Here is a 15,748-nt window from a genome sequence, read left to right as displayed (position 1 = left end):
AAAGCAATTACACCTGAGGTGATTGCTTCTCTCACTTCTTACGACTTTATTCTTGAAGCTTTATTTAGCGCAGCTTCATAAAGAAATGGTATTAGTACTCAAAAAAGTTGAATGATAGAAACAATCTCAATACAATTACTGGTATTCCCAGCATTTAAACTGAAATATTATTAGTTTTTTAAGTCGGATAAAAAATAACAACTCTCACATATTTGGCTAGCATTAACTTTGCAGTCCATATTCACTGCTTCTGTAGATTAGGTTATGAAGGGATAAAGCAGCCACAGTCAGTGGCAAAGCTCTAAAATTAAAAAGTATTAAATCAAGTTGAGGACATCATGGCTGCAAAAGTAGAAATTTACACCTGGAGGACTTGCCCGTTTTGTATCCGTGCCAAAAGTTTGCTGAAAAACAAGGGTGTTGAATTTATCGAATACAGTATTGATGGGGATGAAGTAGCCAGAAATAAAATGGCTCAAAGGGCAAATGGACGGCGCTCTTTACCGCAAATTTTCATCAATGACCATCATGTAGGTGGTTGTGATGATATCCATGCTTTAGACAGTCAAGGCAAGCTGGATGAGTTACTAACTTCTAGCAATAGCGTATAGATTCAAAAGGTATTGCACTAGCGACAAGCCGCTGCAAATTACGCGGCAGTCGCTACAACTATAGAAAAACAACGTGCTGCCTTATCTACGGGCTTTTTCCTGACAAAACCGATATCTGTCCACAAGACTTTACCCTCCAGTTCTACTCCGTAGTACAGATGTACGTCAATTGCTAAGATCATCAAGGGATAATAATTGAATAACCATTTAATTTCTTGGTGATTGAGGTATAAAGGGTGAAACTGGCTTTTATCATTGATTCCATCCATCTACTTGACCCGTGTCATGATACCAGTGTTGCCCTAATTGAAGCAGCGCAAATTCTGGGACATGAAGTTTGGGTGACTCAGGCAAATCTGCTGAGTGTGGTGGAGGGCAAAGCTTGGGCTGTCCTACAGCGAGTCGAACTTGTACCAGTGCAGTTGGTGGAGGGACGCTGGGTAGCGGTAAATCCTTGGTATAAGTTGAGCGATTCCTCCTTGACTTCTTTAGAGACAATGGACGCCGTATTTATGCGGACAGATCCACCTGTCAATGATTCCTATTTATATGCCACCTACATTCTGGATTACATTGACCAAAATAAAACCCTGGTGATTAACAGTCCCAGTGGCGTCCGAGGGGCAAATGAAAAAATGTACGCCCTCCAGTTTACCAAGGCGATTCCTGAAACGATTGTCAGTGCTGATAAGCAATTTATTCGGCAATTCATGGAAGCAAAGGGGGCAGCAGTTCTCAAACCGTTGGGTAACAAAGCTGGTGAAGGAATTTTGTTTTTGCAATCAGGCGATCGCAATTTTAACTCTATTGTTGAACTCAGTACCCTCCAAGGTAAAGTGCCAGTAATGGTACAAACCTATTTACCGGAGGCAAAAGAAGGAGATAAGCGAATTATCTTGCTCAATGGCGAACCAATTGGTGCACTCAATCGCCTCTCTAGTGGAACTGATTTTCGCAATAATATGGCAACTGGTGGTACAGTCGCTCAAACCGAAATTACCCCAAGAGAGTATGAAATTTGTACCCAACTAGCCGAACGCTTACGCCAAGACGGCTTAATTTTTGTGGGTATTGACGTTATCGGTGGCTATCTAACTGAAGTTAACGTCACTAGTCCTACCGGCATTCGTGAGATTGACCGCTTAGATGGTACTTGCCTTGGTCATCAGGTTATTCAATGGATTGAACAGAGATTAAAAATCCAAAAATAATTTACATTTATTTTTTTGTTTGATGTCTTAATTCCCCAGCAAACAGACTTCTTTCGCGCACTTTGGTGGGCTAGTTGCCTACGCTACTTGGTTTAAGTAAATATATTTACTTGTACGGAATATGAGTTTAGTGGATTGCAAAGGGTAGATGCATTCATGTCTACGATCGTCACAGGCGATCGTGACCTGGTTCGCCCTTGGCGCCTTCCCTTGGGAGAAGACTTGCTAACACTGCGCTATCAGTGATGCATCCATAGTTGGGCAGGTATTTTTATTGTTTTGTTCTGAAAGCATAGCTGGACATGCAAGCCAATAGACTCCTGCCCAAATTCATTCTATAAAGTAGCGTTGACAAGTTTTTTTACCAATTGACAAAATTGGGTACAGCAAAAGATTGCTTATCCCTGCCCTTGGTAAAACCCTGGTGGAAGTAGCAGATTTTATACAGCGTTCAGCCTGACCTGAAACTGCTAAGTTAATCTAAAATCCCAAATCCCAAATCTTTTAATTCCTTGGTGTACGTCGGTTTCTCAGAAAATCAGGGATATCTAATCCAGGTTTTTCCTTTGGTTCTGGAATTGGAGTTGGGGTTGGAGCTGAACTTGGAGTTGAGGCTGGGGGATTAACTGTCGGTTGCTGTGTTGTTGGACGCTTCGAGGTATTAGGTGCTACTCGAACGTTAGCCACACTTTGTTGTACCGCAGCTTGCACTTCACCTGTAAATCCGGTGGCAATTACAGTAATTCTTACCTCACCTTGAAGCCTGTCATCAATTACAGCCCCAAAAATAATATTGGCGTTGGGATCGACTACCTCATAGATTGCTTCTGCGGCTGCATTCACCTCATGCAAAGTCAGGTCAGTACCACCTGTAATATTAAATACAACCCCTCTAGCGCCTTCAATAGAACACTCTAGTAATGGTGAAGAAATAGCTGCGATCGCAGCTTCTCTAGCTCTAGATTTTCCAGAACTAACGCCAATTCCCATCAATGCCGATCCTGCATCTGCCATAACTGCTCGGACATCAGCAAAGTCAACGTTTACCAAACCGGGGATCGTGATGATATCAGAAATACCTTGCACCCCTTGACGCAGTACATCATCTGCATAACGAAAAGCTTCTTGCACAGGCGTTTGTTCGGGGATCACTTCCAGCAGTTTGTTGTTGGGGATAATGATCAGTGTATCTACTCTACTTTTTAGTCCTTCAATACCTTGTTCTGCTTGACTGGTGCGGCGGCGTCCCTCAAAAACAAATGGACGTGTGACTACACCAACAGTGAGGGCACCCATTTCTTTGGCCACTTCTGCCACGATTGGTGCTGCACCCGTCCCAGTACCACCCCCCATACCAGCAGTGATAAATACTAAATCTGCACCCTCTAAAGCCGTAGCAATTTCGTCCCGTGATTCCTCAGCTGCCTTTTGACCGATCGCAGGATTACCACCTGCTCCTAAACCCCTCGTTAGCTTCTGCCCAATTTGCAATCGACTTGGAGCGCCAGCTAAGGTAAGAGCTTGGGCATCAGTGTTAATTGACCAAAACTCTACGCCAGAAACATCAGACTCGATCATGCGGTTAACAGCATTGCCACCACCACCACCGACACCAATCACTTTGATGTTGGCGACCCGGCCAGGAACAATCTCACCAATTCGGCTATTTTCCGGAGAAATTTTTTTATTATCGTGATTTTGCCCGAAGTTCAACCCAGAGTTATTAAAGGGATTGGTCGAGTTAACTGCCAGAGAGAACCCCGGCTGTCCCGTAGATTGGGAATTTTTATAGTTAAGTCCTTGGTTATTATCAAGTGTCATTGGATTTGTGAAAGGGTAGATAAACGACTTTTTCAGGTGTTATTCACCTCAGAGTCAACTTTAGTTTGACAAAGCCACAAGAGTATGGCGTTGTTCTTTATTGTTTTCACTACTGCCAAGCCTAACAGAATTGGCAGTGCGAAAATTTGCTATGGGATGAGCTTTTAACACAGCCGATCGCACAGCCAATTCTAGAGAAGTATACCTATATTTATCTAAAACTGACCTGTATAACTTCAACCAGACATTAATCTCTTCACTATTCTCAGCGGCGGGCATTACTTGTAGAGACACACTACAGCGTATCTTCTCTGCCTCAATAATAATATTGTTAATAAGTTTTACCATTGGGCATAATTGCAGCTTTAGACACAAAATTTACCTTCTACTTACTTATGCTTAAGTTAAACTAAGCAAGAATTTACTTGTCAGACTATACCTGATTAATTTGTTGTTTGGGTGGTCTTAATGGACACTTTGTTGGAGCAATAGTCTATCCTACAAGAACCCTCACTAGTGCGGCCAACAAATCAAGATTTCCTAAGAGATTTCGTCACCTAATAGGAATTACAGCACAGAACAGTCCAAACTTATTGCCCAGAAGCAATGCTTACGCAACTTTGGCTGGCATTTTTCGTTACAGATTGAAACTTCGGTAAACTGTCTTTGGAAGTGTCCTTAACAGACCAAAGGCAGAGCCTTTTTGCCTCTGCACTTGGATGGTGGCATAAACCGTTCCGATCGGTGGTCTCTGTTCGCGAGTCTGAATCTGAATGAAAAGCTCAAGCAATGTTCTCTTTTTTGCACTGGGTTTAGTCAAGGGATGTATGGGCAGAAGGCGTTTGGTACGCTATAGACCATCATTAGACTATCTGAAATTTTGCACCCTACTATTAGATGTTAGGGTAACAATTGAGGGTCTGTTACTCGCAATAGAGATTTTATGATTGATTTTCTCATTTTAATTAGAAGTTAATGCCGATTTTAGGGCGATTTGCTAGAAAACTGAAAATAATAAATATATTTATCAGCATAAAGCTTCTTAATTTACTAGGAACTATCAAAATAATAAACATACTAAATGTTTTTAGGAATTTTGGGAGTTAATTTCTGGTCTTTTTGGTTCATTTGTACTAATGGAAGTTCAGGATTTTTCAGATCGATATACTCTATTTGACTGGAATTAAATTTTGTTGCTAGATGACGCATTTGGGCGAGTACCTTAATTTGTTCAGACAATTGGGGACCTGGAACACCAAGATGCACATTTCCTAATTCTGTTTTCAAAATTAAATTTGTTGGATTTTGGCAATCAATTTCCATCACTTTCACGGGACTTTGGCTCACAGCTTCATAGAGTTGAGTCCAGTAAAGGCAGTATTGATTTGGCGAACCAATCACTCTGAGATTGGGTAATTTTCTAGTAGGATTCAGTGATGTATATTTTTCTAAAGGCATCCAGGCCCCACTTGCATCTAGCAAGCCGATTGTTACTTTTTTGTTGCCACGTGTTTGAGTTACCGCTACAGGTACTCGTTCTTGGATTTCAATGATTAATCCAGGAGGAAATAGGCGGCGTCTGACGATTGCTTGGGCAATAGTTGGTTGTTTCTTCAAAGAGTTAGCGATCGCTGACGGTTGAATCCGCCACAAAGACTGAGGGTAAGACAGCACCAACAATGACTGAGTTGTTCGATCCGACAGCAATTTATTGCCTGATTTCATCACTATTTGTTTGGGAGCCTTTAGCATCCACATCGGTTGGACTGTCACCCAGAACAATCCACCCGCCAAAGCAGTAATGGCAAAGGTTCGCCAAATAGCTTGAATAATTCTCATCTGCCGCTGCCGACGCAATTTCTGACGACGCTGGGCTAGATGCGTGCGGGAAACTGATATTATGCCAGCCATTCACACCCCTTTTTGATTGCAATCTAAATTCCTTGACAAGCTCGTATCATTATTAATTTCAGTAAACACTGTTGGCATCTTTTAGCCGCTCTCCTCAAGACTTTTTTATTTTTAGTAACACTTTACAGTAACTACACAATGATTATGGCGCTAGTAATTAGTCCTATTAAAGTTTCCGGTGTCCATTTTTAACTGACTGTAGTCTTTTTGACAAGTTATTTTTGAAGATTTTTCCTTAAAGATTACAAAATATTAATTGAGATGTGTGGGATTTTGCTTTCTTGACAAATAGAATGTGAAATGATACACAAGTATTCCTGGATCTCTGTATCCCTTGCTATAATTCATACCAGTTACACTCATCAGCTATCCAAACTGAGAAGCATGAAAATCTGTAGCTTTTTTTACTTAATCCCTCAGCCATATAATTTTGTGGCAGGTCGAACAGAAGGGAGAGATTGTCAAAACCTCAATGGCAGGTGTAAAAAGGACAGATATGCTTAAGACCTGACAGGTCGAACGGCACCAATAAAAGATGGAATCCTTGCCAGGTATGGGTATAGGGGGTAGGGTGTAGATTCGGAAAAAATCACGAAAAGTAAAAATAAGTGCGAACATAAACAAATTTCTTTGCTACGCAACGCTGGCGCGAACGTCACTATACCCCACACCCTACACCCCACACCCCAAAGCTTTGTAGATAATGGGTTTGCATTATCTTAGTGCCATTCGCTATTAGGGTCAATTAAATCTCTACCATACTACTGACAGTAATCTGGCAACAAGTGCTGTCTTTTGCAAGACACTACTACCTTGTGAGTCAATCCTGTATCTACATCCTAGATAGGGATTTATTGTATAAAAAATCCAAACTAAGCTGCATCTACATAAACCTCTACATACATGAAAACGACATTAAATTTGTCACGTTTTTATAAAGCATGTAACCCTAGCTACACGCTAAATATAAGTAACGTACTAGATCGGCAGTATTACATAGATTTTGCTGATGTACGTGGCTGCAAGATTGTCGAAGAATTGCAAAGAACTATCATTCGTATTTCTCCTGATGAGCCAACCTGTCAGTTATTTACGGGTCATATCGGCTGCGGTAAGTCAACGGAATTGCAGCGCCTCAAGACAGAACTAGAATTGGCAGGATTTCATGTGGTTTATTTTGAGTCCAGTCAAGACTTAGACATGGCAGATATTGATATCAGCGATATTTTGCTGAGTGTAGCCCGTCAAGTCAGTGCCAGTTTAGAAGGGATTAGCATCAAACTCAAACCTGGTTACTTTACCAATTTATTTAAAGAAGTAGGCGATTTTTTGCAAAGCCCCATAGAGCTTTCTGGACAAGCAGAGTTGTCCTTGGGTATTGCCAAAATTACCGCGAAAACCAAAGATAGCACCCAGATGCGGAATCAACTGAGGCAATATCTGGAACCACGTACCAATAGTATTTTGCAGGCGATTAACGAGGAGATTTTAGAAAAGGCTGTTGAACAGCTAAAGCTAAGGGGTCAAAAAGGACTGGTAGTAATTGTAGATAATTTGGATCGAGTGGATATGCGTCCCTTAGCATCCGGGCGATCGCAACCAGAATATCTCTTCATTGACCGAGGCGAACAGTTACGCCGACTTAAATGCCACCTAGTTTACACAATTCCCCTGACGTTAATTTTCTCCAATGAGTATGAGACACTGAAAAATCGTCTGGGGGGAGGGATTGCACCAAAAGTACTACCGATGGTACTAGTGCGGCAAAGAGATGGCAGTGACTACGAACCAGGAATGTCACTAGTACGCCAGTTAGTTCTAGCTAGAGCTTTTCCAGAAGTTCCTTTGAATAGCAGACTTTTATTAATTACAGAATTATTCGATTGCTCCCAAACCTTGGATCGTCTATGTCGCGTGAGTGGTGGTCACATTCGTAACTTATTAGGCTTACTTTATAGCTGTCTGCAACGACAAGATCCGCCTTTTTCTAGGGACTGCTTAGAAGCCGTGATTAAGGACTACCGCGACGATCTGCTATTAGCCATTGATGAGTCCCAGTGGGAATTATTGTTTGAAGTAGTACAGCAGCAGAGAGTTAAAGGTGAGTCTGACTATCAAAGCTTACTAAGAAGCATGTATCTTTTTGAATATCGCGATCCTGTGGGGCGTTGGTTTGGCATTAGTCCAGCCTTGGCAGAAACAGAAAAAGTTTTGGCTTGGCAACAAAACAAGTAACAGTCAATTGTCATTTTTTATTGGTCATTAGTTCACTAACAAATGACCAATGCCCCATATCCAATGCCCCATATCCAATGCCCCATATCCAATGAGTAATGATAAACAGCTACGCGTCTACACCAAAGAAAATCAGCATACTTTACAAAGATTGATTAGAGCGATCGCACTTTCTGAAGGTCAATTTGCTCTGATTTTAGTTCGATGCAACTATGGGCGATTACGCGAGCAAATGTTAGAGAATATTCGCTCGAACACCAAAGAAATTAATATCAGAGAAATCGTTCTCAATCCATCAACTACTTCTTTACACAGCACAATAATCTCAGAACTATCTTTAGATAATCCTGCTGTCCTTACAGACTCTTTACCGTCTGCTGTAATGATTTTCGGTATTGAGTCAATTACCGACCTCGAAAACTTACTTACAGGTATCAACCAAGCACGAGATATCTATGCTGCGACTTTTCCATTTCCAGTGGTGTTGTGGCTACAGGATGAAGTGGCATCATTGCTTTCAAAATTAGCACCTGATTTCAAAAGCTGGGCTGCAACCACTATTAAATTTGAAATGACCAAAGCAGATTTAATTGCTTTGATCTCTCAAGAGGAAGAATCTCTATTTGACAAAGTTTTAGAAGCAGGTGCTGAAACGTTTTTATCTAATGCCTTCCTAGATTTAGATCCTAAGTCGCAACACCGTCACGAAATAGAATCAGCGCGTAATGATTTACTACGCCTGTATGGCGTTAAATTAACACCAGGATTAGAGGCTAGTTTAGAATTTGTGTTGGGGCGAGATAAATACGCCAACGATCAAATTAATGGTGCTTTAGCCAATTATCAACGAAGCCTTGCATTATGGCAGCAGGAAGCGAGGAGACTAGCAGAGTGGGAGAGTAATTCTTCTTTACCTCTCTCATGTCCTCAACCTATGTCCCCCTCATCTTTACTCAAGCAAGCAATAGTCCTATTCCACCTGGGGCTTTGTTATCACCGAATGGCAGACTTATACCAGAATACTAGTAGCTATTGCGAACATGCTCTGTCGTGGTTTAAACAATGCTTAGAGCTATTGGAGGAGGTACAAAGAGAAGACTTAGTTGCTAAATTCATTTTGCCTGCTTGTGAAATGCTGCAACGTTTACAAGCCTGGAATGACTTAAAAGAATTAGCTCAAAAGTCATTACACCTACATAAAACTTATGGGACTGCTGCACAAATTGCTCAAAATTATGGTTTTTTGGCAAATGTGGCGGCTTCAGAATCGAATTGGGTACTGGCTCATGAATTAGCAAATACAGCACTTTCTATCTCCGAAGAAGTAACACAAGTTTCTTTGCGAGACGCTTTGCGAAGAAGACGACAAGAAAGTTGGTATCTTCTCTTACTAGCACGCACACAACGGCATTTGGGTGAGTGTGAAGAAGCTATCAATAATTTGGAATGGGCGAGGGTAGTTTGTGAGCTACAACATCAGCCATTACTGTACTTAGAGATTTTAGAGGAACTGCGATCGCTTTACTTTTTTGAGTGTCATAACTATACAGAAGCCTTTAAGCTGAAGCAAGAAAAAATTAAAATAGAACATCAGTATGGTTTTCGTGCCTTTATCGGAGCAAGTCAATTACAGCCACAACGCCCCAGAATTAACCCAGTACTAGAACCTCACAAAATACCGTTTATTCCTGAAGAAATTGCTCAAGAAATATCTGCTTCTGGACGGCAACAAGATGTCAATCGCTTAATTGAAAGAATTGCCCGCGCTGACTACAAACTCACAGTTATTTATGGGCCATCTGGTGTCGGTAAAAGTTCAATTCTCAAAGCTGGTTTAGTCCCAGCACTTAAGGGAAAAGTTATCGGTGAACGCATTCCTATACCGATTGTTTTGTCTGTTTATACTGATTGGATAACAATCTTAAGCAGCAGTATCAACCAAGCATTAGCGTACACAGGAATATCGGTTAATATTGACTCTACACCCACCATAATATTAGAAAGAATTCGGCTAGCATCTGAACGCAATTATACAATAGTTATCATATTAGACCAGTTTGAAGAATTTTTCTTTGTTAGTAATCCTCCTACACAAAGAATAGAATTTTATAAATTTTTTAGTGAATGTTTAAATATTTCTTATGTAAAAATTATTCTTTCATTGCGAGAAGATTACTTACATCATTTATTAGAGTTTGAACGTTTGAGTCAGAAAAATAGTACTGGATTATATGATTTAGGAGTAATTAATAAAAATATTCTTGATAAGGATATTCGCTACTATTTAGGAAAATTCTCTAGCCGAGATGCCAAAGCCATAATTCACAGTCTTACTCAACGTTCACATTATGAACTAAGTGAGGAATTAATTAACCGATTAGTCCATGATTTGACAGGAGAACTAGACGAAGTACATCCAATTGAATTACAAATAGTCGGCGCTCAACTACAAATAGAAAACATTACGACACTTGCAGAATATAAGCTTTGTGGTGGCTCGGCAAAATTGGTGGAGCGCTGGTTAGGGGAAGTTATCAAAGACTGCGGTCAAGAGAACGAAGAGTTAAGTTGGAAATTATTATTTGAATTAACAGATGAAAAGGGGACGCGACCTTTAAAAACTAAAGCTGATTTAGCAGCTGCATTAGTTAATAATTATGATATAGATACGATATCAAGCTTTGACAAAGTTGGAGAACTGATTTTAGAAATATTGGTGGGTTCAGGCTTGGTATTGCGAGTCAGAGAAGAGTTAGGCGATCGCTACCAGTTAGTCCACGATTATTTAGTTGAACCAATTCGCCAAAAGAACAACTATGGTATGCTCGCCGAATTAGAAAAAATTAAACTTGAAAAAACTAGAGCCGAAGCAGCCCAACAACTCAGTCAAAAGCAACTAAATTTGGTATTGCAACGACGACTGCGGGAAGCACGGATAGCAGGTGCAATCCTAGCAATTATGGGGGGAACAATCGCAGCATTATGGTGGCAAGCCGACTTACAAAAAAGAGCAGCAGTGCGTCAAACTCTACGAGCTGAACGTAGTGAAACCAACTTACAAATTAGTGCGATCGCTGCCGCTAGCGAAGCTCTGTTTGCATCAAATAAAGAATTTGATGCCCTCCTAGAAAGTCTACGGGCTTGGAAAGGACTTAAACAAGCTGATGGAGTTCAGCCAGATACCCGAATGCGGGTAGTAACAGCACTGCAACAAGCCGTTTACGGGGTAACTGAGGTTAACCGCCTGGAAGGGCACACTGATGTTGTCTGGGGAGTAACTTTTAGCCCAGATGGTCAGTTGCTAGCATCAGGCAGTAAAGATAAAACAGTGAAACTTTGGCGTCCTGACGGTACCTTACTCCAAACCCTCAAAGGTCATACTGGTGCTGTTACCTGTGTAAGTTTTAGCCCTGATGGTCAAACCCTAGCTTCCGCCAGCATTGACAAAAGAGTGCAAATCTGGCACAAAAACCCGGTTACAGGTGAATTTGACCCTAAACCATATAAAACCCTGAAAGGATATGGAGATTCGGTTGACAGCGTTAATTTCAGTCCTGATGGTGAGTTGTTAGCTACTGGCGGTAAGGATACAACTGTAAAACTCTGGCACAAAGACGGTAGCCTAGTAAAAATACTGAGAGGACATCGAGGGTGGGTTAACTGGGTAAACTTCAGTCCTGATGGTCAATTCATCGCCTCCGCCAGCGATGACAAAACAGTAAAAATCTGGCGACGGGACGGTAGCCTTGTTACAACTTTGCAGGGACATCAACAAGCTGTGATGATAGCTGTTTTCAGCCCAGACGGTAAATTCTTGGCCTCAACAGGTCGAGATAAGACAGTGAAACTTTGGCTCAGGGAAAGTAACAGCACTAAAGATAGTTTTGACTTTCGTCTTTACAAAACTTTACGACAGCATCGCAGTACAGTGTGGAGTTTGAGCTTTAGTTCCGATAGTAAAAAGTTAGCTTCCGCAGGTGAAGATAAAACCATAAACCTCTGGAGTATTACTGGTACTTTACTCAAAACCTTCAAAGGACACAGTGATGATGTTGTCAGCTTAGCTTTCAGTCCAAAAAACAAATTGCTAGCTTCAGGAAGTTTCGACAAAAGTATAAAACTATGGAGTTTAGATGCTCCAAGACCGTCTATTCTTCAAGGGCATCGGAAGCGAGTTTTGAGCGTTGCTTGGAGTCCCGATGGCCGGATGCTAGCTTCTAGTAGTCGCGATCGCACTGTAAAACTTTGGCAACGATACACCAGTAATGGCGAGGTCAAAACCCAACTTTACAAAACTTTGGTGGGGCATACAAATGAAGTTACTAGTGTCAGTTTTGACCCCAAAGGTGAAATGCTGGCTTCAGGAAGTTTTGACAAAACAGTGAAACTTTGGCGGTTGGATGGTACTTTAATCATGACTCTCCACGGACATAGCGATAGTGTTATGAGCGTAAATTTCAGCCCTGATGGTCAGTTTTTGGCATCAGCTAGCAAAGATAAAACAGTGAAACTTTGGAACCGTGAGGGCAAGTTACTCAAAACCTTAGTGGGGCATCAGGATTCGGTAAATAGCGTAAACTTCAGCCATGATAGTCAGGTTTTAGCCTCTGCCAGTGATGATGGAACCGTTAAACTTTGGCAACGGGATGGTACATTGTTAAAAACTTTCTCACCCCATAACAGCTGGGTGACAGGTGTTAGCTTTAGTCCGACTGACGAGTTACTGGCTTCTGCTAGCTGGGATAACACCGTAAAACTGTGGCGACGGGATGGGACGTTATTAAAAACCTTATTAAAAGGGTACAGCGATAGCGTCAATGCAGTGACTTTCAGCCCCAATGGTGAATTAATCGCCGCCGCCAATTGGGACAGTACAGTGAAACTCTGGAGTCCTGAAGGCAAGTTAATTAAAAGTCTTAATGGACATCGCGCTGGGGTATTAAGTGTCAGTTTTAGCCCAGATGGTCAAACACTAGCATCAGCAAGTACTGACAACACGATAATTCTGTGGAATTTAAATCTTGACGATCTGCTTGTTCGTGGTTGCGATTGGGTGGGTGATTACCTTAAGCACAACCACAATCTTGAAGAGCGCGATCGCCTTCTTTGTGATGGGATAATCCGTACAAACCCTTTTTAATTACAAATTACGAATTAGGTTGAAGCCTCAATGAGCAACCGCTCTTGGTTTAGCGGTTGATGAGGCGATCGGAGTTATTAATTCAGAGCTAGAAATAAATATCGAGCTAATCAGCCAAAAGAGCGATCGCTCTCCAAAACTTCATGGCTATTTTCTTCGGGAGCCTCTTGTGGCAAATTCGCTAAAAAGGCTTGTAGCCTCATGCGCTCAATGTAGGGCCAGCCTCCCTCAGACTCAATATCTTTCAGCAGTGAGTAAAGTTGGCGGCGGTTAACAGGCAAACTCTCTTGAAAAACCCCATCTCGGATCTCTCGGTGTAACTGCTCTAATTGCCGCAGCAAAGCTAAAAGAGCTACAGTATCGCCTTCACAACCTGTAGCGGCATCATACACCACAGTTGCGAGCGCTTGCAGTTTACCAGACAACTTCTCTGATTCAATGTTTTTGCGATCGTTCATGCCACCTTTTCCGTATAAATGAGGTCAACTCAAATTTACCGGAGATTTTTAATTTTCCCTAGTTTGTCAGTTGTCTCCCTGTTATCGCATCTCCTCACTTGCCCTAGTTAAGGGTGAATATAACTAGATTTGTATCTTTATCAAAAGCAATTGCGATCGCTCCAAAAAGAGCGTAGTAACCTTTAGCATAGGCTTTACAGAAGCTAGATGCGATCGGGACGAGACTTTCTTGGATTTTGAGAACTTTGATTTTGAGTTAAAAAAAATCGTATGATCTGGCTGATTTACCCATCCAACAATGGGCTGTATGTAGTGGCGTCACATACATGATACAAAAAGACTTGGGCGACGACGCTTTTGCGATAAGCAAGAGCAAAGTGCGAAGCAGACACCCCTGTTTGCACTTTTCAAGGCACAAGCATTTATGCTTCTCTGTGTGAGGCTTACTCATACACTCGCCCAACTCCAAACAAATGCCACCAACAGTAAAACTGCTGGTTTTTTGCTCCCCTAGTGACACACATCCAAAATGGATGCAGTGTTCTACTTAGTCTGGGGTTTACACTCCAAGCTCAAGAGAGCGACACGTTTAACTACGTTTAGCAGAGAAAAGTTTGAGCAGCGTCTGACAACTAGACACCCGAACACTTGCTTAAACTCTCTTAATCAGAGCAAAGCCGTGTCCGAACAAAAGTAGCTTTTCGCATAGCGGCTTCTCATCAGAGATCAAAGCTTCGATGCAGTTTTACAACTTAGATATTAATTTTTGAGATTGAGGTTGACCATGAGGTATCGCGCTTTAATTGTTGCATTTTTGGCTTTGTGCCTGGGGCTAATAACCGCTTGTAGTGATGCTCCTACTACTAGTAGTGGTAGAGATGTACTCACTTACGATCAAATTCGCGGCACTGGCTTGGCGAATAAATGCCCACAACTAGCAGAAACAAGCCGTGGTTCCATTCCCATTGATTCTAGCCAGTCTTATACCATCAAAGAACTTTGCTTGGAACCAACTAGCTTCTTCATTAAAGAAGAACCTGCTAATAAACGCCAAGAAGCAGAATTTGTTGCTGGCAAATTGTTGACCAGATACACTTCCACCATTGACCAGGTGCAAGGTGATCTAAAAGTTAACGCAGATAATAGCCTGACTTTTAAGGAAACTGATGGTCTTGACTTCCAAGCCATCACTGTGCAACTTCCTGGTGGTGAGCGAGTACCTTTCCTCTTCACCATCAAAAATTTGGTTGCCCAAAGCCAACCCAGCTTGACCAGTATTAACACCTCTACGGACTTTGAAGGCAGCTTTAAAGTTCCTTCCTATCGTGGTGCTGCCTTCCTAGATCCTAAAGGTCGTGGTGTCGTCAGTGGCTACGATAATGCTGTAGCTCTCCCCGCCCAAGCAGATGATGAAGAACTTACCCGCACTAACGTCAAGCGTGCTGAAAATCTCAATGGCAAGATTTCTCTGCAAATCGCTAAAATAGACAGTTCTAGCGGTGAAATTGCTGGCACTTTTGAGAGCGAACAGCCATCTGATACAGATTTAGGTGCTGGCGAACCTAAAGAAGTCAAGATTCGTGGTCTATTTTATGGACGGGTTGAATCTACTCGTGGCTAAATCTTCAAAAGCAAGGCAACTGACTGGCACTCAAAACGACAATTCTGTAAGTACCAGACTTGATCGCAAAAGTTAAACTATCCACCCTCTTTAAAAAAGAGGGTGGATAGATTTTTTATAAAAATGGGGAAAAATTAAATCTGAGTAAAATTGGGGCAAAATAGCCCTGGCAATTGGGAAAATTCTTATCTCTCAGCCTTATGGGTGAATGGATTCATGCCTTTAACCTTTTGCCTTTCATTAAAACACTATAGACTTAAGTACAAAAAAGGGTGAGACGCCCTTTTTTTATTGACTTGCGTAAATATACATAAAAATTTTTTAAATTATTAGTAATTTTTAATTATTAGATAAATTTCAGTGGAATGATCGCGTAATTTTACTGTAAATCCAACTTTTGCTTGTGAAACAAAGCTCGACTACTGTTGTTTCGTTTCTCTAAATTAACTTCATCATTAATTAATTCAAGTTAAGTACAATCTCGGTTTGATATTTAGTGATTAATTTTATATTTTATTTCTATGTGGTTCTAAAAAAGCTACAAGTCATACCAAAGATAAATAACCAACTAAATAATGATTTCGCTCATTTAAATTTTGCTCGATTGTCAAGTAATCTATGGAATTTTAATAGAAAGTCTTTATTATCTACCATAGTATTTGCTAGGAAATATATCGCAATATTTCATTTGATATTGTGCGATCGGAGCTGAATTTAAAAAGCGAATAATAATTGATTCT

At 41.2% G+C, this 15,748-nt stretch carries 10 protein-coding genes; 5 read left to right on the top strand and 5 right to left on the bottom strand.

The genetic code is table 11. The features are described 5' to 3' along the window. Positions 1-338: 338 nt before the first annotated feature. The gene (grxC, locus tag V7K45_RS30230; RefSeq protein WP_335009265.1) at positions 339-611 is read left to right on the top strand and encodes a glutaredoxin 3; all 273 of its coding nucleotides are present in this window, start codon (positions 339-341) and stop codon (positions 609-611) included. Between the two features lie 38 nt (positions 612-649). On the opposite strand, the gene V7K45_RS30225 is transcribed toward grxC, so the two are convergent. Continuing rightward, the gene (locus V7K45_RS30225) at positions 650-880 is read right to left on the bottom strand and encodes a hypothetical protein (protein ID WP_335009263.1); all 231 of its coding nucleotides are present in this window, start codon (positions 878-880) and stop codon (positions 650-652) included. Here V7K45_RS30225 and gshB point away from each other — a divergent pair. Beyond that, positions 848-1,822: a glutathione synthase gene (gene gshB, locus V7K45_RS30220; protein WP_335009261.1), complete on the top strand. Its 975-nt coding sequence runs from the start codon at positions 848-850 to the stop codon at positions 1,820-1,822. The two genes, V7K45_RS30225 and gshB, sit on opposite strands and share 33 nt — an antisense overlap. A gap of 504 nt (positions 1,823-2,326) precedes the next feature. Here the strand turns inward: gshB and ftsZ are convergent. The 3 genes from ftsZ to V7K45_RS30205 form a co-directional block, all read right to left on the bottom strand. Continuing rightward, positions 2,327-3,643 carry a cell division protein FtsZ gene (gene ftsZ, locus V7K45_RS30215; RefSeq protein ID WP_335009259.1) on the bottom strand — a complete coding sequence of 439 codons (1,317 nt, stop codon included), beginning with the start codon at positions 3,641-3,643 and terminating at the stop codon, positions 2,327-2,329. A gap of 60 nt (positions 3,644-3,703) precedes the next feature. Next, positions 3,704-3,991 (bottom strand): hypothetical protein, encoded by a 288-nt coding sequence (locus tag V7K45_RS30210; RefSeq protein WP_335009257.1) that lies wholly within the window; start codon positions 3,989-3,991, stop codon positions 3,704-3,706. 729 nt (positions 3,992-4,720) lie between these two features. Then, the gene (locus V7K45_RS30205) at positions 4,721-5,554 is read right to left on the bottom strand and encodes a cell division protein FtsQ/DivIB (RefSeq protein ID WP_335009255.1); all 834 of its coding nucleotides are present in this window, start codon (positions 5,552-5,554) and stop codon (positions 4,721-4,723) included. A 903-nt stretch (positions 5,555-6,457) separates the two neighbouring features. On the opposite strand from V7K45_RS30205, the gene V7K45_RS30200 reads away from it, so the two are divergent. Beyond that, the gene (locus tag V7K45_RS30200) at positions 6,458-7,789 is read left to right on the top strand and encodes a P-loop NTPase fold protein (RefSeq protein ID WP_335009253.1); all 1,332 of its coding nucleotides are present in this window, start codon (positions 6,458-6,460) and stop codon (positions 7,787-7,789) included. A gap of 91 nt (positions 7,790-7,880) precedes the next feature. Beyond that, positions 7,881-12,929: an nSTAND1 domain-containing NTPase gene (locus V7K45_RS30195; protein ID WP_335009251.1), complete on the top strand. Its 5,049-nt coding sequence runs from the start codon at positions 7,881-7,883 to the stop codon at positions 12,927-12,929. A 110-nt stretch (positions 12,930-13,039) separates the two neighbouring features. On the opposite strand, the gene V7K45_RS30190 is transcribed toward V7K45_RS30195, so the two are convergent. After that, complete coding sequence (locus V7K45_RS30190; RefSeq protein WP_335009249.1) at positions 13,040-13,387, bottom strand: hypothetical protein; 348 nt, start codon at positions 13,385-13,387, stop codon at positions 13,040-13,042. Positions 13,388-14,171: 784 nt separating this feature from the next. Here V7K45_RS30190 and V7K45_RS30185 point away from each other — a divergent pair. Then, positions 14,172-15,008: a photosystem II manganese-stabilizing polypeptide gene (locus V7K45_RS30185; protein ID WP_335009247.1), complete on the top strand. Its 837-nt coding sequence runs from the start codon at positions 14,172-14,174 to the stop codon at positions 15,006-15,008. The last annotated feature ends 740 nt before the right edge of the window (positions 15,009-15,748 follow it).

The sequence above is a fragment of the Nostoc sp. genome, assembly GCF_036917375.1.
Lineage (GTDB): Bacteria > Cyanobacteriota > Cyanobacteriia > Cyanobacteriales > Nostocaceae > Nostoc.
Note: the sequence above shows the minus strand (reverse complement) of the source record. Positions and strands in the feature narration are given on the sequence as shown.

What these genes read in the sequence shown, in the direction of transcription:
- V7K45_RS30190 (WP_335009249.1), bottom strand. Translation starts at nt 13,387, where the DNA reads ATGAACGATCGCAAAAACATTGAATCAGAGAAGTTGTCTGGTAAACTG.
- V7K45_RS30225 (WP_335009263.1), bottom strand. Translation starts at nt 880, where the DNA reads ATGGATGGAATCAATGATAAAAGCCAGTTTCACCCTTTATACCTCAAT.
- V7K45_RS30185 (WP_335009247.1), top strand. Translation starts at nt 14,172, where the DNA reads ATGAGGTATCGCGCTTTAATTGTTGCATTTTTGGCTTTGTGCCTGGGG.
- V7K45_RS30195 (WP_335009251.1), top strand. Translation starts at nt 7,881, where the DNA reads ATGAGTAATGATAAACAGCTACGCGTCTACACCAAAGAAAATCAGCAT.
- V7K45_RS30200 (WP_335009253.1), top strand. Translation starts at nt 6,458, where the DNA reads ATGAAAACGACATTAAATTTGTCACGTTTTTATAAAGCATGTAACCCT.
- ftsZ (WP_335009259.1), bottom strand. Translation starts at nt 3,643, where the DNA reads ATGACACTTGATAATAACCAAGGACTTAACTATAAAAATTCCCAATCT.
- V7K45_RS30205 (WP_335009255.1), bottom strand. Translation starts at nt 5,554, where the DNA reads ATGGCTGGCATAATATCAGTTTCCCGCACGCATCTAGCCCAGCGTCGT.
- grxC (WP_335009265.1), top strand. Translation starts at nt 339, where the DNA reads ATGGCTGCAAAAGTAGAAATTTACACCTGGAGGACTTGCCCGTTTTGT.
- V7K45_RS30210 (WP_335009257.1), bottom strand. Translation starts at nt 3,991, where the DNA reads ATGGTAAAACTTATTAACAATATTATTATTGAGGCAGAGAAGATACGC.